The organism is Gordonia sp. LMA167 (assembly GCF_058130025.1).
The window spans coordinates 5,933,210-5,955,450 of the sequence record NZ_CM176708.1; the positions used below are offsets into that span (position 1 = coordinate 5,933,210).

At 66.9% G+C, this 22,241-nt stretch carries 19 protein-coding genes; 5 read left to right on the forward strand and 14 right to left on the reverse strand.

All coding sequences use genetic code 11. The features are described from left to right. The first annotated feature begins 256 nt into the window (after positions 1-256). The gene (locus tag ACVT6V_RS26615; RefSeq protein WP_489897061.1) at positions 257-1,420 is read left to right on the forward strand and encodes a GGDEF domain-containing protein; all 1,164 of its coding nucleotides are present in this window, start codon (positions 257-259) and stop codon (positions 1,418-1,420) included. 20 nt (positions 1,421-1,440) lie between these two features. Here ACVT6V_RS26615 and ACVT6V_RS26620 read toward each other — a convergent pair whose 3' ends face one another. Beyond that, the gene (locus ACVT6V_RS26620) at positions 1,441-2,160 is read right to left on the reverse strand and encodes a hypothetical protein (protein WP_489897062.1); all 720 of its coding nucleotides are present in this window, start codon (positions 2,158-2,160) and stop codon (positions 1,441-1,443) included. A 157-nt stretch (positions 2,161-2,317) separates the two neighbouring features. Between ACVT6V_RS26620 and ACVT6V_RS26625 the strand changes: the two genes are divergently transcribed. Further along, positions 2,318-4,402 (forward strand): Rv1355c family protein, encoded by a 2,085-nt coding sequence (locus tag ACVT6V_RS26625; RefSeq protein ID WP_489897063.1) that lies wholly within the window; start codon positions 2,318-2,320, stop codon positions 4,400-4,402. A gap of 7 nt (positions 4,403-4,409) precedes the next feature. On the opposite strand, the gene ACVT6V_RS26630 is transcribed toward ACVT6V_RS26625, so the two are convergent. Genes ACVT6V_RS26630 through ACVT6V_RS26640 form a run of 3 tightly spaced genes read right to left on the reverse strand, consistent with a single transcriptional unit; the run spans position 4,410 to position 8,308 of the window. Next, positions 4,410-5,801, reverse strand: a complete 1,392-nt coding sequence (locus ACVT6V_RS26630; protein WP_489897064.1) for a polysaccharide pyruvyl transferase family protein — start codon at positions 5,799-5,801, stop codon at positions 4,410-4,412. 12 nt (positions 5,802-5,813) lie between these two features. Then, entirely contained in the window at positions 5,814-7,178 is a 1,365-nt protein-coding gene (locus ACVT6V_RS26635; RefSeq protein ID WP_489897065.1) for a glutamate-1-semialdehyde 2,1-aminomutase, read from the reverse strand. Next, on the reverse strand, positions 7,175-8,308 hold the full coding sequence (locus ACVT6V_RS26640) for a class I SAM-dependent methyltransferase (RefSeq protein ID WP_489897066.1): 1,134 nt from the start codon (positions 8,306-8,308) through the stop codon (positions 7,175-7,177). The genes ACVT6V_RS26635 and ACVT6V_RS26640 overlap by 4 nt, the downstream gene beginning before the upstream one ends. A gap of 14 nt (positions 8,309-8,322) precedes the next feature. Here ACVT6V_RS26640 and rfbC point away from each other — a divergent pair, with 14 nt between their 5' ends. After that, positions 8,323-8,877 (forward strand): dTDP-4-dehydrorhamnose 3,5-epimerase, encoded by a 555-nt coding sequence (gene rfbC / locus ACVT6V_RS26645; RefSeq protein WP_489897067.1) that lies wholly within the window; start codon positions 8,323-8,325, stop codon positions 8,875-8,877. Here rfbC and ACVT6V_RS26650 read toward each other — a convergent pair. From ACVT6V_RS26650 to ACVT6V_RS26665, 4 genes are read right to left on the reverse strand one after another with little or no spacing between them, the layout of a single operon-like run. Beyond that, positions 8,861-9,889: an NAD-dependent epimerase/dehydratase family protein gene (locus ACVT6V_RS26650; protein WP_489897068.1), complete on the reverse strand. Its 1,029-nt coding sequence runs from the start codon at positions 9,887-9,889 to the stop codon at positions 8,861-8,863. The genes rfbC and ACVT6V_RS26650 overlap by 17 nt on opposite strands. 2 nt (positions 9,890-9,891) lie before the next feature. Then, complete coding sequence (locus ACVT6V_RS26655) at positions 9,892-10,542, reverse strand: PIG-L deacetylase family protein (protein ID WP_489897069.1); 651 nt, start codon at positions 10,540-10,542, stop codon at positions 9,892-9,894. After that, positions 10,539-11,327 carry a sugar phosphate nucleotidyltransferase gene (locus ACVT6V_RS26660; protein WP_489897070.1) on the reverse strand — a complete coding sequence of 263 codons (789 nt, stop codon included), beginning with the start codon at positions 11,325-11,327 and terminating at the stop codon, positions 10,539-10,541. The genes ACVT6V_RS26655 and ACVT6V_RS26660 overlap by 4 nt, the downstream gene beginning before the upstream one ends. Before the next feature lie 13 nt (positions 11,328-11,340). Then, entirely contained in the window at positions 11,341-12,576 is a 1,236-nt protein-coding gene (locus tag ACVT6V_RS26665) for a methyltransferase domain-containing protein (RefSeq protein ID WP_489897071.1), read from the reverse strand. A gap of 205 nt (positions 12,577-12,781) precedes the next feature. Here ACVT6V_RS26665 and ACVT6V_RS26670 point away from each other — a divergent pair, with 205 nt between their 5' ends. Further along, positions 12,782-14,023 (forward strand): putative glycoside hydrolase family 15 protein, encoded by a 1,242-nt coding sequence (locus ACVT6V_RS26670; RefSeq protein WP_489897072.1) that lies wholly within the window; start codon positions 12,782-12,784, stop codon positions 14,021-14,023. 25 nt (positions 14,024-14,048) lie between these two features. On the opposite strand, the gene ACVT6V_RS26675 is transcribed toward ACVT6V_RS26670, so the two are convergent. The 6 genes from ACVT6V_RS26675 to ACVT6V_RS26700 are packed head-to-tail and all read right to left on the reverse strand — an operon-like array spanning position 14,049 to position 20,974. Beyond that, positions 14,049-15,158, reverse strand: a complete 1,110-nt coding sequence (locus tag ACVT6V_RS26675; RefSeq protein ID WP_489897073.1) for a glycosyltransferase family 4 protein — start codon at positions 15,156-15,158, stop codon at positions 14,049-14,051. Then, positions 15,151-16,245: a glycosyltransferase gene (locus tag ACVT6V_RS26680; RefSeq protein ID WP_489897074.1), complete on the reverse strand. Its 1,095-nt coding sequence runs from the start codon at positions 16,243-16,245 to the stop codon at positions 15,151-15,153. Before ACVT6V_RS26680 ends, ACVT6V_RS26675 begins: the two co-directional genes overlap by 8 nt. Continuing rightward, the gene (locus tag ACVT6V_RS26685) at positions 16,242-17,738 is read right to left on the reverse strand and encodes an oligosaccharide flippase family protein (RefSeq protein WP_489901029.1); all 1,497 of its coding nucleotides are present in this window, start codon (positions 17,736-17,738) and stop codon (positions 16,242-16,244) included. Before ACVT6V_RS26685 ends, ACVT6V_RS26680 begins: the two co-directional genes overlap by 4 nt. Positions 17,739-17,740: 2 nt before the next feature. Further along, positions 17,741-18,652, reverse strand: a complete 912-nt coding sequence (locus ACVT6V_RS26690) for a hypothetical protein (protein ID WP_489897075.1) — start codon at positions 18,650-18,652, stop codon at positions 17,741-17,743. Beyond that, positions 18,649-19,722: a glycosyltransferase family 4 protein gene (locus ACVT6V_RS26695; RefSeq protein ID WP_489897076.1), complete on the reverse strand. Its 1,074-nt coding sequence runs from the start codon at positions 19,720-19,722 to the stop codon at positions 18,649-18,651. The genes ACVT6V_RS26690 and ACVT6V_RS26695 overlap by 4 nt, the downstream gene beginning before the upstream one ends. Before the next feature lies 1 nt (position 19,723). After that, on the reverse strand, positions 19,724-20,974 hold the full coding sequence (locus ACVT6V_RS26700; RefSeq protein ID WP_489897077.1) for an O-antigen ligase family protein: 1,251 nt from the start codon (positions 20,972-20,974) through the stop codon (positions 19,724-19,726). A 223-nt stretch (positions 20,975-21,197) separates the two neighbouring features. On the opposite strand from ACVT6V_RS26700, the gene ACVT6V_RS26705 reads away from it, so the two are divergent. Beyond that, complete coding sequence (locus ACVT6V_RS26705) at positions 21,198-22,223, forward strand: glycosyltransferase family 2 protein (protein WP_489897078.1); 1,026 nt, start codon at positions 21,198-21,200, stop codon at positions 22,221-22,223. Positions 22,224-22,241 lie beyond the last annotated feature (18 nt).

Sequence of the window (22,241 nt, forward strand, 5' to 3'; positions counted from 1 at the left end):
CGGATTCAGGGTGCGCACGACCAGAGGGGCAGGACTGCCTGCAACAAATTAGCAGAACACACCGATAAGTGATGAGTTTCCGACTGAGGGTCGATTCGCTCGCCGTGGCCGGGATGTTGCGTTAGTGTTATTGTCCGGATAGCGAATTTCCTCAGCACTGATAGATCGGTTGCGATCGAGATTTCGTTTCTGGCACTAAACAATTGGAACGGCTCGGGGTGGACGTCGGGAATGACCGACGGAAAGTGGTCGATACATGACCGTGATGAAGGCGGTGCTCGGGCGCTATGACGCCCGGTCGGCGGCGACGCTGATCAGCACCGGCGGTGTGCTGCCCCTGCCCGTGATCGCCGTGCTGGCGCCGGAGGCCCTCCAGCCCGGTGGCCTGCTACCGCTGCTCGGTATCTGGATGTTCATTGCAGCGGCATTCACAGTCACCGCGATCAAGCATCGTCTCACCGATGTCCAATTCGCGGTCCTCGGCGGCTTCGGGATCATCGGGATCTGCGGCACGTCGGCGATCCTGGCCGCCCCCAGGGCGTCGGAGGCTGTTCTCGCGCTGGTGGCGGTCATCCCAACGATCGCCGCGATATCACCCTCGATACCGCTGACGCTGTCGCTGGTCACCTTGGCGGTGGCCGGCTCGACCACGGTGCTGACGTTCACCACCGTGTCGACGGCGTCGCTGCTGATCAGCATGGGCGCGATGATGGGCACGATCACGGTGCCGGTGTTCCTGGTCGTCGCGTTGCGCCGATCCCTGGAGGCAACTCTGGATCGGCAGACCCGTCTGAGCGGGATCGATCCGCTGACCGGACTGTTGAATCGTCGCGGGTTCCTGGCCCGGGTCGCCCAACTGCTCGCCGCGGCGCGGGTGTCGCAGGGCTGGATCGGCATCCTCCTCATGGACATCGATCACTTCAAGAAGGTCAACGACCGACACGGCCACCTCGCCGGCGACGGCGTCCTGCTGTCGGTGGCGGCCACGATACGAGAGGTGGCACCGTCCGGGTCGGTCGTCTGCCGCTTCGGCGGGGAAGAGTTCCTGGTCTTCTGCGTCGCTCGCGACGAGACCGAACTCCTCGCGTCCGCGGAACAGTTTCGTACGGCGGTGTCCGACGCGGCTCCCGTGACATTGAGTGTGGGTGGTGTGTGCGCGCCCCTCGTAACATCCACCCGCAAGACCGCTTCGTCCACGGACGACGTGGTCTCGGAGCTCCTCAGCCGGGCCGACGATTGTGTCTACGCCGCCAAGGAACAGGGCCGCGACGTCTCGGTGGTCGAGTCGATGGATCCGATTGTCTGGCACAAGCCGGCACTTCGTCCAGTGGCGGTCGATGTCGGAACACCCCCACCCACCGACAGCCTGTTCACGCTCTTCTCCCGTCGAGCACGTGAGGCCGCCGACGTCGAGGTCTGAGGTATGCGGTGCTACCGCTGTCAGGCGCCGAGCGCGAGGCGAGCGTCGGTCGGCGTCTGAAGAGCATCGGCCTCGTCGCGCATACGACGCCAGGTCTTCGGCGACGTCAGCTCCGGTAGGGCCGCACGATCCCACCACATCAGGCGCGTGTTGTACCGCTCGTCGGGGAACGGCGTCGGCGAAACGCTCGTGTCGACGCGTCCGCCACCCGATTCCCAGCGTCTCAGCACATGTTCCGCAGCCGTCGCCATCATGTGCTGGACTCCGGACATCTCCATGATCACCAGGCCGAGCCGCGACAGCTGACCCGCGACATCCGCCGCGATCGGCGATCGCTCGTCCACCCACGCCGTCTTGACCTCCACGACCCCGCCCGCGAGCCGTTCCTCGATCGAGTTCACGAGTTGCACCTGGCCCGGCTGACCTGCCCATTCCTCCAACGCATGCGACTGCGCCGCAGCAACGAACCGAGGCTGTACACGCAGGCCACCGCACACCTGGCCGGAAGTGTCGAGAACGGTGAAGAAGAAGGCCGTCCCCTCGGCCGAGACGACGGAATCGAAATCGAGGGCCGCCGCACATCCGTGACGGGTGTAGGCGGCATCCGCGCCGTTCAGGTACTCATGCCAGAGTCCGGCCTGTTGACGCGGATCGGCCGCGATCACCGTGTAGCCTCGGTCACAATCGGGCCGTGGGACCCGTAGAATGCCGACGGTATTCACGCTTCGGGTCCGTATCATCGCGGTATTCAGCCTTTCAACAGCATGCCAATGACACAAAAGTTCACTGGCCTCATGCGCAATGTTGCCATAGTGCACGTCTTCGTGGGTTGGCTACTTCATAAGCTACCCCACCACCGCTGTGGCGCGGCTTCTTCGAGTGCGCGACTATATGCTGATGCGCTCGCCCATCGAAGCCTCGCCAACGCTCTATTCCGAGACTTCCCTGCCGCCCGAACTGTCCGAGGGTTCCGACGTCCTCTTCTTCGACATCACCGCCGATTCGGCAGAGGCCCTGCGAGGCCTCCTTCCGCCCGATGAAGCGGAGGCCGAGGAGGCCCGGTTCGCCTACTACCCGTGGCGCCGCACAGTGGTCAAGATCCCTGGTCCGCGTTCGTATCGGCGCCTACGTCTCGACCGCAACCGACACAAACTCACCACCGCCGACCAGGAGCGGGGCCGGCAACTGAAGGTCGGCATCGTCGGCCTGAGCGTCGGACACTCCATCGCGCTCACCCTTGCCCTGGAGGGCCTCGCCGGCGAGTTACGCCTTGCGGATTTCGATTCACTCGAGCTGACAAATATGAATCGCATTCCTGCATCATTGATGGATATCGGGGTCAACAAAGCGGTCGTCGCGTCTCGAAGAATATCGGAAATCGACCCTTATATCTCAACAACGATATTCGACGAAGGAATCACCACTGAGAATGTCGATACATTTCTGGATGGTCTCGATATCGTCGTCGAAGAATGCGATTCCTTTGACGCGAAAGTATTGATCCGAGAGCGCAGCCGGACACTCGGCATCCCCGTTCTCATGGAGACCAGCGACGGCGGGACACTCGACGTCGAACGGTTCGACCTCGACCGCGATCGACCACTCTTTCATGGCCTGGCCGGCGACCTGCGCGCCGACGATCTCGTGGGCCTCGACCGCGGCGCCGTCACCGCGCTTGCGGTTCGGGTGCTGGAGCCGGCCAAGGTGACCGCCGCGATGGCCGCATCCGCTCTGGAGCTCGGGTACACGGTGACGGCCTGGCCTCAACTCGGTGGCGACGTTCTGCTGGGCGGAGCGTCGGTGGCGGCGGCGGTCCGACGTCTGGTGCAAGACAGGCCGCTGCCGTCGGGGCGGGTCCGGTTCGACCGGGACACGTGGCTCGGCGACATCGTCGACCCTCTGGCCGACCCATTAGTCATGCAAACGAAAAAGGTTCTCCCTGAACAGAATCTGACAAAAGAGACGTGCCCCGAGGACTTGTCGGATTCGGCGCTGGTCGTGGACGCCGCGAACCGTGCGCCGTCGGCCGGAAATCAACAACCGTGGCGCGTCACTGCCGATGCCGACGGCGTGACGATCGCGCTCGACCCCGATCGGACCTCGACACTCGACCTCGGGCACCGCGCCTCGGCCGTGGCGGTCGGGGCCGCCGCAGCCAACGCGCAGATCGCCGCGGCGAGCCGAGGGATTCTGGGTGCGACCAAGCTCATCGACGAACCCGATCAGATCGCCATACGCATCAGCCTCGGGCCCGCTGGAGCGTCTTCCGACCCCGACCACCGCGACACCGATATGCAATCCCTGCGCAGTCGGTCGACCCGACGCGGACTCGGCGACCGCTCCCCCGTTTCACCTGGCGATGTAAACCAGTTGGTCGACGTCGCGACAACCGAACAAACCCGGCTGAATGTTTTGACTGATCGGACGGATATCAGCCGGTCCGCAGCGATTCTCGCCTCCTCCGACCGAATTCGATTCCTCACCCCCGAACTGCACCGGGAAATGTTCGCGGAACTGACCGACGATCCGGCCAACCCGATCGGCATACAGATCAACTCCCTCGGTTTTCCGCCCGCGATGATGGAGATGATGGGCTTACTCCGCCGTTCCGATGTGATGGCGTTGCTCGACGAGTGGGGTGGCGGCAACGCGCTCGGCGCCGACGCGGCCGGCCGGGTCGAGTCTGCATCGGCGATGGTCACCCTGATCCAGACCGGCACCGACACTGCCTCGTTCCTCCGCGCCGGCCTGGTGATGCAGCGACTGTGGCTTGCCGCCGAGCGACTCGGGTTCGCAGTGCACCCGATGACACCCTGCTTCCTCTACGCCCAGAACGACGAGGAGGCACGGAGCCTGTCGCCCGCGCACGGCGACGAACTGGCCACGCTGCGCCGCGAGATGCTCACGGTGTGCCCGGTCGGTCCGGGCGAGACACCGACGGTGGTGTTGCGGTTGTCGCGAATCGAAGACGGGCCGCGGTAGGTCGGCTTTACCGTTCGGCTGAGTGCCGGTCGACCAGACGGCACGCCCGATCAAAACCATCTCGGCTCGTGGCGATCTGCGCTCGTGCATGTTCGCGCAGCGGTTCGCGCACGTCGGCGGCACGCTGCCACGCCGATTCGATTGCTGTCGACAGCGTCTCCTCGAGACCTGCGGCCCGCAGGTCGACCAGTGCCATGCCGTCGTCGCCGAACATGTCCGCGAGGCCCACGAATTTGTCGTCGTAGTAGCCGGTCGACGTCAGCGCGACAACCGGAATGCCCTGCGACAGTGCGAAGACCGCCAGGTGATAGGCGCCGGTCACCATCACCCGACATCGCGCGACCCGTGCCGCCACCTCCTCGGGCTGCACGTAGCGGCCCGGCGGAGAGCTGACGTTCGCATACCCGCGAACCAGCGGCATGGTGGATCGTCGGTCCTCCGAATCGAATTCGGAGATGATCAGCGGCGCCAGCGTGGCGTCGTGTGCGTCAGCGGTCGCGCGCAGCACCTTGCCGACGATCTGCTGCACCTCGGCCCCCACGGGCGAATATGCGGCCACCCGCAGACAGAGGCCGAGATCGGAACCCAGGTGATCGGGCCGCAGGCCGTAGGCCAATTCGATGGCGTCGTCGCCGGTGACCATGACGCGGTCGCCCGGAACCCCGAGCCCCGCGAGGAGATCGGGACCCCGCCGTCGTTCCCGCACGGCGATGAGCCCGGCCTTGGGCAGCACCCGCTCAGCACGGGTGCGCAGATCGGCGCTCGTCAACGGCCCGAGGCCCTGACCGACCAGCGCGACCGGAACACCGTTGGCCTGCGCACGTTCCATCAGTGCGAAGACGCGGCGGGACTGTATTTCGTCGGCGTCGGTGAGGTATCCGCCACCCAGCACGAGCAGCAGCGATGCGGCGTCGACCGCGGCAAATGAGCCGCGGGTGGCCGCCGCGGGTGGTGGGGCGACGTCACCGTCGACGGCATGGTCGTCGCCCTCGGCCCGTGCACCGGGCCGCACGCGGGCCAGGGCCGCCCGCACGGTCCGCGCCGCCCGACGGCGCGTCCGGACCCAGCCAAGCGCGACCGGTCCGACGCGATGCGGGCCGAGACGACCCGCATATCGCTCCAATGGACCCGGGCCTGACCACGGATCGGCACCCTTCACGGTGATCGCCATCGCATCCGGGAAATAGGCCCGCAGCAGCCACGGGGTGTCTGTGAGCACCCCGATCTGCGCGTGCGGCCATCGCGCGCGAAGTCGGGCGATGGTGACCTGCAGCATCGCGTGGTCACCGTTGTTGCGCAGCCAGTACTCGCTGTTCTCGATGAGGATTCGCGGGCCGCGGCCGTCGTCTCCGCGTCGGCTTGCCCGCTCCTCCCGGTTCGTGTTCGTGTTCGTCTCCACCGTCACCGATCCTCAGTCGCGGGCCGGATCATCGACCAGGAGACGGCGTGGGGCGGCCGACCGTCGCAGCGCCGGCGCCACTGGGCGCCCGCGGAGCAGGCCTTCGACGCTGCCCGCCTCAATCGCCCGGCCGTAGACGTCCAACGATTCCCGAACGGCATCGATCGTCAGGTCGATGTCGGCGTCGGTGTGAGCGGCAGACGTGACGAACGACTGTCCCAGCACACCACGTTCGATGAGTTCCTGCAGGAAGAGCGTGCGGTAGGCCTGCGACGGCCCTCCAGAGGGATCACGTGTGGCGAACACCAGACACGACGGCCGGCCCAATGCCTCCACGTACCCGGTGAGACCGCTGTCGGCGACCACGGCGTTGACCCCGTCGGCCAGGCGACGCCCCGCGGACTCCATGCGCTCGATCGGATCGTCGGTGGCGTAGGCGCGGACGACCGCGCGAAAGGCCGCCAGCGACGCGGTCTCCGGTCCGTGCGTGGTGGAGAGCAGGAAGACACGATCCCGGTCGGTGTTGAGGCCGCCCAGTTCCATCACCTCGCGGCGCCCGGCCAGTGCTGAGATCGGGAACCCATTGCCCATTGCCTTTCCCCAACACGACAAGTCGGGTGTGACGCCGTAGACCGACTGCGCGCCGTGCTCCGACCACCGGAAGCCGGTGATCATCTCGTCGAAGATCAGCAATGCGCCGTGCCGGTCGCACAGGTCCCGAACAGCCTGCAGGAAACCGGGAACCGGCTCGGCCATGGCGGTCGCAGCCTCCATGATGACCGCGCACACCTCCCCCGGTCGGGCCTCGAAGACGGCTGCCAACGAGTCGGCGTCGTTGTAGGTGAAGCGCTCGGTCTTGGCGAGCACATCTGCGGGGATGCCTGCCGACATCTCGGTTCCACCGATGAACCAGTCGTCGACGGAGAAGAACGGGTGATTGCAGATCGCCACCACCTCCCGTCCCGTCGCCGCGCGGGCCAGGCGCACCGCCGCCGTTGTGGCATCCGAGCCGTTCTTGGCGAACTTCACCATGTCGGCGGTCGGGACCAGACGCAGGAAATCCTCGGCCGCGTCGACCTCGAGCCGAGACGGCCGGGAGAAATTCATCCCCTCTGCGATGGCCGCGCATGCCGCCTCGACGACCGGCGCGTAACCGTGACCGAGGGTCACCGATCTCAGTCCGATGCCGTATTCGACATATTCGTTGCCGTCCACATCCCAGACGCGGGCCCCGCTGCCGCGCTCGATGATCGGCGCCATGTGATCGGGATACTGGTCTGCCCCACGGGCATAGGTATGTGCCCCGCCCGGGACGAGTTGATGCAGTCTGTGCTGCAACCTGTTCGACGTCGTAAACGACCGTTTCTGCTCGATCACGAGGTAGCCCTCCTGCTCTGCTCGGGCCGGCGCGCACCCGCGGGTGCGGTGTGCGCACCGATGTCGACGGTGTCCACCACCCAGCGTCCGTCGAGTTCCGGATAAGCCCGTGAGACCTCGGCGAGGAGGTCGGGCACGGTGAGCAGCACGGCGTCGGGCTGCGCGGCGACCATGTCGGAAGGCGACACGATCGGGATGTCGGTGCCGGGCATGCGGCGTCCGTGTTTGGCGGGCGAGGCGTCACCGACCGCGTATACCAGCGAACGGTCGAGACCCGCGAGACACATCAATGCCACCGCCCGCGACGCGGCCCCGTAGGCACACACCCGTCGGCCGGCTGTCCGCTCGGCGAGCAGCCAGTCGCGCAACGCGTCGACGTGCGCGTCGGTGGACTGTTGCAGAGCGTGCACCACGTCCGGATCGGTCATCGCCGCGTCGCGCTGCAGGATCTGCTCGATACTCGAGTCGGGCTCGGTCGATCCGTGCATGGCGGCGACCAGAACTGTGCCGCCGTACAGGTCGTACTCCCATGCGGTGGCCGGACTCATCCCCGCCTCGGCGAGCAGTGCGCTCAGCGCGGGCATCGAGTAGTAGGCGAAATGTCCGTGGCGCAGAGCATTCCATTGCCCGAGCCGAACGATCGTGTGCAGTGAGTGGTATTGGATCAAGAGCACACCGTCGCCGGATGTGGCCGCGGCACGTTCGATGAAGGCCGCACGCTGGTCCGGCCGGTGCATGATGCCGAAGCAGTCGAGCACCACATCGGCTGTGTCGGCGACGGTGAATCCTCGTTCGGACAACAGCGGCAACCACGTCCCACCGTGCGGGCTGCCGAACTCGCGCACGGTGGTACCGCGCAGCCACCCGGCGTCGGCAACGTCGGTGACGGCCTGCCGCGCCTGAACGCGCAGGGCGTCGGGCTCGACACCGCGTGGCTCGTCGGTGACGGTGTCGTCCTCGGCCAACTGCGCGAGCCCACAGGCGGTGCAGAGATCCATGGCGAGGCGATGCGCCGACTCCGCCGGATCGACCGGGGTTTCGGCGGACGGGAAGTGGTCGGCGGCCGGCACCGATCCGAGGTCCAGGACGCGGTGGAGCGCGGCGATCTCACACGCGCGGCAGACGGTCATGCTTGTATGGCCCTGTGCAGATCGAAGAGACGAACCTCGCCGACGTGGTCGTGATGCGGCCGCAGCCATTCCGCGACGACCGCGGACTGTTCACCCGGACCTTCGACGCCACGATCTTCGACGAACACCTCGGCCGTCCTGGCGCGTCCGCGGCGTTCGTGCAGGACTCGCAGTCCCGGTCGGCCCTCGGCGTGATCCGCGGCATGCACGGACGCTCCGGTCGGGGTGAGGCCAAACTGGTCCGGTGCGCACACGGTGCCGTGCATGACGTACTGGTCGACATACGCCCCGAATCCCCGAGTTTCGGTGTCCAGCAGGCTTTTCTGCTCGACGACGCCGACTTTCGGCACCTCTACGTACCGCCCGGCTTCCTGCATGGCTTCCAGGCGCTGACGCCGCTCGCCGACGTGTGCTACCGCATCGACCGCCCACACGATCCGTCCGAGGACATCGGCGTCGCATTCGACGATCCCGACCTCGACATCCGATGGCCGCTGCCGGTGACCGTCGTGTCCGACCGCGACCGGGCCGCCGGCAGCTGGCAGCAATTGCTCACGCACGTGCGTTGATCCGGCGCATCGTGCCGTCGAGGTCACCCTGCTGCTGGAGGAACTCGAGACGCTTGAGACGGGTGAACCGGTCGGTGAAGGCCTCTGCCGTCAGGCCGAAGTCGGTGTAGGCCCGGTACAGCTCGGCGGCCCCGTCGGGGATCGACCACTGTGCCTCGTAGTCCAGTTCCGCACGCGCCCGCGAGAAGTCCACTCGATACGACCGGGGATCCGGTCCGCTCTCGCCGGTGATCACGACTCGGGACCCGGGGACCACATCACCCACGGCCGACGCGATCTCGGCGACCGTCAGGTTGTTGGTCTCCGTACCGACGTTGTACGCACGACATGAGATGGTCTCCCGAGGCGCGGTGAGACACACCAGGAACGCCTTCGCGATGTCCTGCGCGTGCACGAGTGGACGCCACGGCGTACCGTCGGACAGCACTTTGACCTCGCCGGTCAGCACCGCGTGGCCGACCAGATTGTTCAGGACGATGTCGGCACGAAGTCGTGGCGAGAAGCCGAAAGCCGTTGCGTTTCGCAAGAATACCGGTGTGAATGTGTCGTCGGCGATGGCGGCGACGTCATCCTCGACACGAACCTTGCTCTCCGCGTAGGGCGTCAACGGCCGCAACGGCGCTTCTTCGGTGACGAGGTCGTCGCCGGCCGAACCGTACACCGAGCACGTCGACGCGTAGAGGAACCGACCGACGCCGGACTCCTTGGCGAGCTTCGCCAAGCGCACCGACGCGTGGTGGTTGATGTCGTGGGTGATCTCCGGCGCGAGCGCACCGAGCGGGTCGTTCGACAGCGCCGCCAGATGCACGACCGCGTCGAACCCGGACAGCTGGTCGGCCGTCACGTCTCGGAGATCGGTTCGAACGGCGGGTGGGTCGTCGGGTGCGGGCCCGAGGACGCACTCGGCGAAGTAGCCGTTGTCCAGTCCGGCCACCTCGTGTCCGGCCGCGGCCAGGACGGGCACCATGACGGTGCCGAGATAACCCTGGTGCCCTGTCACGAGTACGCGCATGGTCACTGTCCTCCACAATCGATCGTCATCTTCTCGACCACGAATGCCTCGGCATAGGGCCGGTGGCACTGCACACCACGCATCCGGGCGAGACCGGCAAAGGCCTCATGGTCGAACCAGTCCCGGTCGACCTGCGAGGGGTAACATTCGGTCAGCAGCCTCGACTTCTCGCTGATCGTCGCCTCGGAGACCGCGTGGAACGCAGTCGGTGTGGGAGTGTCGGTCTCCCACTTGAGGATCTCGTAGCCGAGGATGAGATGGTCGCGGAACTCGGTCGGCACCAGTTCCGCGAGGAGCCGATGATCCTGATGGGCATCGTGTCGCTGGGTCGCGAACACCAGGTCCGGATCGGAGTCACGCCGAAAAGCGCTGAGCGCCCTCTTGACCCGACCCCAGTGCTCGGGTGTACGGCCGTCCGGGATGTCGCCCACGGTGAGGTCGATCTGGGCCCCGGGGGCAAACGCGGCGAGAGCCTTACGCTCCTCGGCCTCGCGGTCGCTCCCTCCTCCGGACAGGACGAGGGCGCGTACGCGCAGCCCGGGGTGCGCGCGAGCCAGGGTGAGCAGCGTGGCGCCCATTCCGATGGCGACGTCGTCGCAGTGCGCTCCGAGGACGGCGATCTCGGTCAGGCGGGTGGGGCGCAGGTCGATCATCCGAGTGCGTCTGCGTTCTCCCACACCATCCACGGCCGGTCGCCGCGGTGGTAGCCCGCGTCGAGGTCCGCGCGTTCCTTGAAGGTGTCGGCCGGTTTCCAGAATCCGAGGTGCTTGTAGCCGAACAACCTCCCCTGCGACGCCAGAGTGCCGCAGACGTCCGCGACGAGGTCACCACCCTCGGGAAGGTAGTCGAAGATCTCCTGGGTCAGTACGAAGAATCCGCCGTTCTCCCAGATCGCCAGCTCGCTCACCGGGGTGATGTTCTTGACCTCACCGTCGTCGGTGATGTCGACGCAGTGGAACGACGATTGCGGCGGAACGATCATCATCGACGCCGCCGCGCCGGAGGACCGGAACTTGTCGATCACGTCGTCCAGCGGCGCGTCGGTGAGCACGTCGGCATAGTTCGCCAGGAACTGTTCGTCGCCGTCGAGGTGGTCGCGAACCCGGCGCAGGCGTTCACCGATCGCCGATTCGGCGCCGGTGTCGACGAAGGTGATCGACCAGTCGCTGATGTCGGAATGCAGCAGTTCCACCTGCCCGTTCCGGATCACGAAGTCGTTGGAGAGCGATTCCTGATAGGTGAGGAAGTAGTTCTTGATATGCGCCGCACCATATCCGAGACACAGGATGAATTCCTTGTGACCGAAGTGAGCGTAGTAGCGCATCACGTGCCAGATGAGCGGTCGCGGCCCGACCAGCTGCATCGGCTTGGGGACGACATCGTCTGCGCTGTTACGCATCCGCATGCCATAGCCACCGCAGAACAGTACGACCTTCATGGCAGGATCACCCTCATTTCAGAACGGGACGTGCGAAGTGCAATTCCGGTAGCGGATAGACGATCTGGCCGCCCCACTCCGATACGTAGGCGAGTTGCTCGGAGATCTCCGCTTCGAGATTCCATGGCAATACCACGATCACGTCGGGCCGGTCCTTGTCTATCTGATCGGGTTCATGGATCGGGATACGGGTGCCCGGAGTGAACCTGCCGTGTTTGTAAGGGTTGCGATCCACGGTGTATTCGAGGAGGTCGGTACGGATGCCGCAATAATTCAGCAGCGTGTTGCCCTTGCCCGGCGCACCGTAGCCGACGACGCGGCGGCCCTCGGCACGCTGTGCGAGCAGGAAGCGCAGCAGTTCCTGTCGGGCGGCGTCGGCCCCCGACTGCATCGTCAGATAGCCGCTGATGTCGTGCAATCCGGCGGCGGCCTCGGCGGCGAGAGCCCGGGTGTAGCGCTCGCTCGGTTCGCCCGCGACCCCCTCAGGTCGCGCCCACACCCGGATCGAACCGCCGTGCGTGCTGATGAGTTCGGCGTCGACGACGCTCAGGCCGGCCGTTGCGAGTGCCCGCGACGCCGACAGCAACGTGTAGTACTGGAAGTGCTCGTGATAGATCGTGTCGAATTGTCCGAGCTGCACCAGATTCTGAGCGTGATGGACCTCGATGCTCAGCCAGCCGTCGTCGGCGAGCAGGGCGCGCAACGCCTTGGTGAACCCGAGCAGGTCGGGGATGTGGGCGTAGACGTTGTTGGCCGCGACGAGATCGGCGGGCCCGTACTCCTTGCGCACCTGCTCGGCCGACTCCTCGTCGAGGAACGCGGTCAGGGTCGGCACACCCTTCTCGCGGGCAGCGGCACCCACGTTCACCGACGGTTCGATGCCGAGGCACCCGATCCCGCGCTCGACCACGTGTTGGAGCAGATAGCCGTCGTTGCTGGCCACCTCGACGACGAAAGATTCGGGTCCGAGTTCCAGTCTGGTGGCGGCGTCGTCGACGAATCGACGCGCATGCTCCACCCAGCTGTCGGAGAAGGACGAGAAGTACGCGTACTCGGTGAAGGTCTCGTCCGGGGTGATCAGCGCGGGGATCTGCAGCAGTAGGCAGTCCTCACACAGTCTTAGATGGAGCGGAAAGGTCGGTTCGGGCAGGTCGAGGTCTTCGGCGGTCAGGAACCGTTCGCAGGGCGGAGTGGCCCCCAGGTCCAGGACACTGCGGAGTCGGGTCGATCCGCACAGTCTGCATTGCATCAAAGTCTCTCCCAGGCAACGACAAGGCGGTCGACCCTCGTGACGCGGCTACTCTATCCCGAGCAGCGCCTTCGCGGACCCCAAACCCCGGTTCACTTTAGCAATACCGATTGGCTCGCCGCGCGTTACACGATCTCGGTGGCGATCCCTTCGCGAGTTGTTTTCGCCCACGTCACCGGCGCCGCGATCTGCCTATAGTCGTGTGGTGACCCGAACGCGAGAATCGTTGCGAGGTGTGAGCGCGGGCAGGGGGCGCCTCGCCCGACTCCTGCGCATCGTCGCGGCGATGCTCATGCTCGTGGTCGCTGTGTCGTCGGGCTGTGGGTCGACTCGTCAGGTGCGCGTCGCACAACCCACAAATCTGACCAGTCCCGTCTGTGGATTCTGGTACGGGATCGGCGCATCACCCAGCCCGGCCGAGGCCGCGGCGGTGGCCCGACGGTACGGAGTGGTTGTTCTGAACTCATGGGATCAACCGATCATGAAGCTGATCAAGAGTCTGAATCCGTCCGCGAAAGTTCTTGTCTACAAGGATCTGTCCAGTACGCGTAACTATGCAGGCGCGGTAGCCAACGGTGGCGACGCTGCGCGGCTGCCCACCGGTGTCGGCTACGAGTATGCCTCCCGCAATCATCCCGATTGGTTCGCATCCGACGCGCAGGGACGCCGCATCGAATGGGACGAAGCCTATCCCCAGCACTGGCAGATGGCCGTCTGGAACCCGGCGTACCAGCGGTATTGGGCAGACCGGGTGACCAAAGAGGTCGTCTCCCAGGGTTGGGACGGGGTCCTCGCCGACAACGACTTCTACCGACTGCAGTTCTATTCGAGCAGACTCCTGAAGGGCACCGGGTCGGCCGAGCAGACCAACGCGCAGATCCGCCGCGGCCTCGACAAGATGGTCGGCATCGCCGGATCTGAACTCAATCAGGCCGGCAAACTGTTTGTGCCGAACATCTCCGAGGCACGCATGACGCCCGGCCGTTGGACCTCGCATTCACGCTTCGGCGGTGGGATGGAGGAGAACTTCGCGACCACCGGCACCGGCGCCCTGCTGCCGTTCGACTCACCGCAGTGGAACGAGATGCGGTCCACGGCGGCACGCGGTGACAAGCTCCTGCTGCTGGTCACGGCAGGCGCAAGCCCGCAGACGGCCCGCACCGGATACGCGTCTGCAGCGCTTCTCGCCGGACCGAAGACCTGCTGGATGAGCGCCACCACCTCCGACTACAGCACGCCCACGTGGACCCCGGAGCAGAACTCGCCTCTCGGTGCGGCGACCGGACGGGCGACGCATACTCCGTCGGGAGTGTGGACCCGGGGCTTCCTGGGTGGTTCGGTCGCGGTCAACCCGACCGATCACCCCGCGTCCGTGTCGGGTGCCGACGCCAACAACGGCGGACCGGTCCGGCTGCCCGCACGCTCGGGTACCGTCGCCATCTCGTGAGGTCGCGCGGCCCGGCCACGTCGGTTCAGCGCGCCGATAACCGCTCGTAGAGGCGCAGATGCGCCTGTGCCGACACCTGCGCATCGAATCTGCGGCGGGCATACTCGCCCATCGTGGCACCGATCCGGTCCGGCCGGGGCTCGGCGAACAGTCGCCGCAGTTGCGCGGCCAGTGCCGCGACGTCGCCGGGCGGGGCCAGGAACGCCTCGGTCCCGTCCACGGTCAGCATCTCCGCCACCCCACCGGTGTCGGTCGCGACGACGGGTTTGCCCGCACCCATCGCCTCCGCGATGACCAGCGGCTGCTGTTCCATCAGCGATGGCAGGACGAGGGCATCGTGGTGTTCGAGGAGGTCCGCGACGTCAGATCGGAACCCCAGGAACTCGACCCGCCCGGCCAGCGGCCCCGCCGCGACCGCCGACTCCGCGACACGACGTTGCGGACCGTCTCCCGCGATGGTGAGCGAGGCATCGGCCGGCATGACGTCCGGCACGGAGAGCGCAGCGAGCAGGTTCAGCACGGCTTTGCGCTCCACGAGCAGCCCGACGAAGATCAGCCGCCGCACCGGCCCGGTGGGCGGCATGCAGGGCGGTAACAGCACACCATTGTCGATGTGGGTGAGCTTGCGCGGTGGCACGTGCAGTCGCCGCGTCAGGAACTCGGCCATCGCCGTCGACGGAACGACCGTCTGATCCACGATCCTGGCGACCACGGCGTCGCCGGTCAGGACGGCCCGCGTGTAGCGCGATGGGCCATCGGCGTCGGCGACGACGCGAAACCACGGCTCGCCCACGTCGTCGGGAACACCGTGATAGGTGTGCACGACAGCCCCCACTCCGCGGGCACCGGCACCCAGGCCGACCATCGCGAGGCCCGCCCGGCGATCCTGTGCGTGTACCACTTCGGGGTGCCAGGCGCGGATCCGGGCACGTAGGTCCCTGGCCTGCCGGACATTTCCTTTGTTTCCGAAAACAACGGGTTCGTGGCGGCCGTCGATGAGATGTGCGTCGCGAAGTGGGGGCGGACCGAACACACGAACGTCGTGGCCGAGGCCGACGAGCGTATGGGCAAGGCGGATGGTGACGTCGACCGGCCCGCCGCTGTCCTGGGTGAGGACGTAGGCGATCCTAGTCACGCCGCGCCACCTCCCCGACCACCGTGGCGACCTCGTCGGCCATGCGCCGCCGACTGAAAAGGGTTTCCGCGCGCCGTCGGGCCATCGCGCCCTCCGTCGCCCGCAGCCGCGCATCCGTCAGGCGCGCAACGATGGCCGCGGACAGCGCGCCGACGTCACCGACCGGCAGCACGGCCCCGGTATCCGCGACACTCTGCCGGATGCCGCCGACGTCGTAGGCGACGACGGATCGGCCGAGGGCCATCGCCTCCAGCGGGACGAGTGCCATCCCCTCGGCGCGCGACGGGACTGCCACCACGTCGGCAGCGGCCAGGAACCGGTCGGCGTCGTCACGGTGTCCGGCCCAGTGCACCGACTCGGCGCTCGCTGCCGGGTGCGCGTGCAGGCGATCCCGATCCGGTCCGTCTCCGACCAGGACGAGTCGTGCGTCAGGTACCGCCGCCACGATGTCGCCCCAGGCGTCGAGCAGCAGGTCCTGCCCCTTGAGTGGCGCCAAGCGGCCGACGCAGGTCACCACCGGCGCCGGGCCAAAACCGAGTTCCTTCTTGGCGATCCCCGCATCCTCGGGACGGAGACGGTCCACGTCGATCCCGTTCGGGATCACGGTCGCCGTGCCGCGCACACCATGTTCACGGCCGTCATGGAGTTCGTCGTCGCTGACACAGATGATCCGGTCGGTCCACCGTGTGGCGAACCGTTCCCAGTACAGTGCCGCGCGGCCCGCGAGCGAACTGTCGGAGCGAAACGACCACAGGTGCGGCTCGAACAGTGTCGGCCTGCTCCGTCGGATGGCGAGTCGCCCGGCGAGCCCGGCTTTCGATCCGTGCAGGTGAACGACGTCGGGATCGACGTCAGCCACGATGCGGCGCAGTGTGAGCGTTTCGCGTGCGGTGGCCGGACCCGGCGACCGTCCGGCCGACCACGCGCGGGCCGTCGCACCCACATCCCGCACCGCACCCGGCAGCCAACCGCTGCCGGGACAGGCGACCTGCGGCTCCCACCCGCGATGGAGCTGGTCCTCCACGAGGGCCATCACCACAGCGGCAACGCCGGCGTCGACCGGTTGGGAGACGTGCAGGACCCTCACCGGCGCTGTTCCTTCCGCAGTTCGCGCATCTCGCCGACCACGGCGCGGTTGGCGAGGAACCCGACACCGGCGAAACATGCGACGAGCAGAACACCTTCGACGATGGCCTCGATCCAACTGACCGGGTGCGACATCACCCCGAATCCGAACAACGCCAGATGAACTGCATAGCAGAACAATCCGGGCACGGCGAGACCGACGATCGCACGGCCCACCGTGCGTGCGGGAGGTGCAACGCCGGCCTTCACGGTCACCGCCAGCGTCACCGGCACCAGGATGACGACCGCGATGAGCTGCGCGGCCGCGGCGGCCACCACGCCGTAGCGCGTCAACGTGAACAGCAGCGCGAGCAGCAAGACCAGATGGGCCACCTCGAGCGCCAGATAGGTCCGCGTCCAGCCGACCACCCGAATCGCTTCGTAAAAGGTGCACAGCAAGCTGATGCCGAGGCCGTAGCCGCACAGCACGATGAGTACCGGGATCGCGGGTTCCCACCGTTCACCAAGCACCACCACGCTGCCCGACATGATGGCGATGAGCACATAGAGCCCGCCGGCACTCAGCAACGTGGCGTAGGTGAAGCGGCCGACGGCGCCACTGATCTGGTCCCCCTCACCGCCGCGGATCAGTCCGGTGTAGTACGGGAACGCGACACTGCCCAGCACGACGGCGATCATGATGTAGGGAATCCATGCGATTCGGTAGGCCAATGAGTACTCACCGACGTCGTCGGGTCCGAGGACGCGTGAGATGGTCGGGTAGTCGACGTTGATGAGGACTGTCCACACGATCGCGGCAGGACCGACGACGCGGATCCACCGGGCGGCCTCACCGGCCGCGGTCCGATCCCACCCCGGCAGCAGCCGGACCCCGACGAACGCGCCGAAGATCGGTTGCAGGATCGCCCCGCACAGCAAGCCGTACGCGAGCGAGTATGGTCCGGCACCGGCCACGGCGAGCCCGACGGTGACCACGGCTCCGATCAACGCACTCCCCGCGTCGGGCAGCATACGTTGCCGGAAGTCCAGCGACCGATGCATCAGCGCCATCTGCACACCGCCGAATGCGGTGAACGGGAGACTGATCGCGGTGATCACGATCAGCGGTGCGGAATCGGGCACGCCGAGCAGGTCGGCGACCGGCTCGGATGTTGCTATCAGCACGGCGGCCGCGACCAGACCGACGGCGGTGGACATCAGCGCGACGGTGCGGGCCATCGTCAACGGGTCCCCGTCGGTGCGGGCGATGACGTCGTAGACGCCCATCGCCTGCACCACCTGGGCCATCGACACCAGCGACACCGCGACCGTGATGAGACCGAGTTCGCTCTGGGTCAGGAACGACGCCAGGACCACGGTCACCGCGATCTGGCCGCCCTTGCTCGTGAGATTGATCAGCGCGAGCCAGAACACCCCGTGCGCCGCTCTGACGCCGAGGGTTCGTCCGCCGTCGTCGAGTTCGGCCTCCGGTGAGGCACCCCCGACCGGGTCCATGCTCACGTCAGCACGACCGCCACCAGATCGGCATCAGACGGCAGAGCGGACAGTGTGGCGGTGAGGCTCGAGGTGTTGACCGGTCGCCGCACGACGACGACGGTGGGTGACCCGGGATATGCCTCGTGGGTGGTGACCACCCCGGCCGCGCCGAGCCCCGAACGCACCCCGTCGACCTCGTCGCCGGCGTTCGGATCACCGGCAACGACGCGAACCGCGCGGCCGGCGGTGCCCGCGACGAGCGCCAGCTCGGCGGGGAGTTCACCGTCAGCGGAGGTCCGGACCACCGTCACCGGGCGACCGACGCGGGAACGGGTCAGAGCTCGGTTGATCCGGCCCTCTGGCGAGGGTCGCAACAGGGCCAGTGCGCCGTAGACCACTGCGCCGGCCACCACACCGCACACGATGGCGAGGCCGAGCGCGTAGGCCGGGTTCGGTACCACCTCGTGCACTTCGGCCCGGGTGTCGATCAGCCGCAGTTCGGCCGACGGCGCGAGCAGATTGGCGGCGGAGACCTGCCGGGCGATCGACAGGGCCAACCCACTCGCCACGCCACTGTCGTCGGCGCTCACGGTCACCCGAACCAGGCCGGAGGCCGGCACGATCTCGACCACCACGTCCTGGGCGAGAGTGTCCGGATCGGGTGCACCGGCGACATCCTGACTGGCGGTTGCCAACACCGACGGACTGTTGGCCAGCTCCACCGCAGCAGGCAGCCCGAGCGCGACGACGGAACCGAAGTCCGTGCTGTTGGTCTGCCCGGCCCCCGCGGTCGAGGAGGCCACCAGACTGACCCTCGCCTCGTAGGTGCTCGAGCGCGTCAGCAGCACGACGAGCACCGCGATCAAGACGAGGAGCGCCGCGCCCAGGGCGAGGACGACCCGTGTGGTCACATGCGCCATCAGTTTCGTCATCCAGCATCCTCAGTTCTGTTCAGCATCGCCCGCAGCGTTGCGTCGTATGCCGACATCATCGTCGTGGCACTGTAGTTCGTATCAATCGTCTTTCGGCCCTGTTCGGCCTGGTTACGTCTAAGTGATGGATCGGTCAGCGCGGAGTTCATCGCGTCCGCGAAGGAATCGACCTGACCGGGCGGAACCAGCCACCCGCCGCCGGACCCCAGGATCTCCCGTAGCCCGTCGACATCGCTCGCGACCACCGGCACCCCGGCCGCGAGCGATTCCAGGATCGCGATCGGCAGGCCCTCCCAGTCGCTGGTCAGCACCGTTATGTCGGCGGCGGCCAGCAGCGCCGGCACGTCCGACCGATTCCCCAGGAACCGGACCCGCTCGCCCAGCGGGGCGGCGGCCTGCTCGAGCGCCTGCCGCTGCGACCCGTCACCGGCGACCAGCAACACCGCGTCGGCAGTCACGTGCCCCCAGGCGTCGATCAGCACGTCGTGTCGCTTCTGCGGTTCCAGGCGGGCCAGGGACAGCGCGACGGGTGTCTCCGGCGCCAGCCCCATCGACCGACGCGATTCGACCGGGTCCGGCAGGACCGGGGTCGTGACGGCATTGTGGATGACCGTCATCGGAACGCGGCGCATCCCGGCAGCGCGAAGTCGGCCGGCGATCGCTTCGGCCACCGCCACCACACGGGTGGGCGCGACACTCAACACCCGCGCCGACATCCGGTAATCGCCTGCGCCGACCCCATGGAACACCGAGAGGATCGGGACACCCGGCCGGGCCGCACGCGCGACGACGGTGGCCGAGACATTGTGTGCGACCACGATGTCCGGACGGAAGGCGCGGACCGACGCCGCGGTGGCCCGGCGCGCGGCGAGCAGTCCGCGCACCGACCGTCCGACGAGTGGCACCGGGTAGAACGCGCATCCGTGTCGCCGCACGTCGTCGATCCGCATGCCACCGCTCGATCCGACCCCGGATTCCCAACCGAATTCGCTCCCGCGACCGACCATCTCGACCACGAGGGATTCGGCTCCGCCGACCCCCATCTCGGCGATCACGTGTAATACGCGCACGCTATGTCCACCTGGCGCAGAGGGAACGTGCGTGGATCGCATAGGCAACCGCGAGCACCGACCACAGGGCCAGGTAGTACTCCTCCGACAGCGAGATCGAGGACACCGCGATGGCTGCGAGGCTCGCCTGAACCGCGACGGTCATCCGTGGCGGGGCCCCGTTACGCAGCGCGCGCTCACTCGACACGAAGGCGCCGACGATCAGACCGATGAACACCGCGATGCCGATGATGCCGAGTTCGGCGGCGACCTCGAGGTACATGTTGTGGGTCACCGGCGTCATCTCGGCGATCTCGGCGAGGTTGGAGACACCGGCGTACTCGCTGCGGAACCCGCCCGGGCCGACTCCGAACAGCGGATTGTCGCCGAGCATCTGTGTGGCGACGTGCCAGCGCAACAGCCTGGTGTCGACATTGGATTCGGCGATGTAGCCCTTCTGGCCCAGCGCAGCCGAGACGAGCGGATTCGCGAAGATCCATGCCGCGGTCGCCGCGACGGCGATGGCGATGGCGGCGTAGATGACCGTCCGGAGCCGGATCGCACGACGAACCAGCAGCCAGGTGACCGCAACCGCCAAACCGATCGCCCCTCCTCGCGACAATGTCGCGGCGGCGCCGAGGACGAGCAGCACCGCCGCGCCGCCCAACACGATCTGCTGCATGCGGGTGCGCGGCGTGAACGCGGCCGCCAGCGGCAGTGCGGCGACGAGGACATAGGCGAGGTCGTTGGGGTCGGGGAGCGGACCGGCGGCTCGGAGATCGCCGGACGCGAACACGCTGTACAGAGCCCCGATGGCGGCGACCGCTGCACCGAAGAGCGCAGCCGCGAACACCACTCGCACCGAGACGTCGTGAGCCACCACGTCGACGAGGATCGCGCAGATCACGATGAACGGGATCCAGCGGATGGCGTACTCGACGCTGAACGGTGCGGTGAGGTGCAGTGCCGTACTGAGCAGGACAACCAGCGCCAACGTCCCGAGCACGAGATGCACGGGCTGGAGTTCTGGTAGTCGTTGTTGCCGGATGCGCACCCACAACCAGGTGACGAGGAGGATCACCGCGGGGAGTTTGCCCAGTTGCGGCTGCTGATCGATGAGATAGCCCTCGAGAGGCGCGGTACCCACCACGATCGCCACGGCGGCGGACAGGAAGAACGTCGAATCCGCACGCCCGGAGAGCCATTGACGGGCACGACCAGGTGACACGATCCGCGTGCGGGGTCGCCACACCGTCGTCGCGTCGCTGACCATCGTTGAATCTTCGCCTTGTCTGCCGTGTGCGGACGTGTCTCCCCCGAAGACCACGATGGCATTCGCCCGGTTCAAGAAGCCACAGTAGACTTTCGCATCACCGATCCAGAACCCGCAACACCTGCAGCCGTTTACAGCCACCTGGTTGAACGCGCCGCACCCCGACTCAGGCAGGAGTCACGTGAGGTATGTGAGATCGCGACCGCTGAGGTCGACGCCGAAGGTGACCGTGGTCATCCCGTGCTACAACTACGGCCACTATCTACCGGATGCGGTCGGCAGTGCCTTCACCAATCCGACGGTCGACGTCTCCGTGGTGATCGCCGACAACTGTTCCACCGACGACAGTCTGGACGTCGCCCACCGGCTGGCCGAGAAGTATCCGTCGGTGACTGTCACCGAGCAGCCCTACAACAAGCCTTATCTCGTCAACTACAACGAGAGCCTCGCCAATGTGAGTACCGAGTACGTCGTGGTCCTCGACGCAGACGATCAGCTCACTCCCGGGTCGATCACCCGCTCGGTGGCCTTGATGGAGGCCAACCCCCAGGTGGCCTTCGTGTACGGCCACTGCACTCGATTCAGCGGCTCAACCGGCCGAGCGCGCACACACGTCCGCAGCTGGATGTTGTGGGACGGACCGGACTGGGCCGCACGTCTGTACCGACGTGGCCGCAACATCCTGCTGTGCCCCGAGATCCTGATGCGCACCTCCGCGTTGCAGGACGCGGGGTTGTTCGACACCGACCACCCGACCGGTTCGGACATGTTGTTGTGGCTGCAGATGGCGCTCAGTGGCGGCGGGGTCGGCCGGATCAACAGCGCCGACCAGGCGTTCTACCGTGTGCACGAGCGCAACATGCATTTCGTCAAGGACAGCAAAGGCCTGCTCACCGACCTCACCGCACGCCGGCTCATCTTCGACCTCGCCTTGGAGCGTGCGAGTGATCGCATTCGACCCGAGATCGCCGAAAGCCTCCGCAACAGCGCCCGACAGGCGGTTGCCGGCGAGGCGGCCCAGGGTGCTCAGGACGCCTTCGACGACGCCGACCCCGAATCGAACGACATCGGCGAGGAGCTCGCCGACTTCGCCCGCGAGACGTGGCCGGGCGTCGACGTACCCACCAAGGCGTCCGGCTCGCCGGGTAACGACACCCCAGAACCCGCCTGGCGCACCGCGACCCGCAAACGTGTCCGCACCGCCCGCCACGAGGTCGGCATCCGCCTCAACCGCTACCTCGAGTGGTGACAGGGCCAACCCATCACG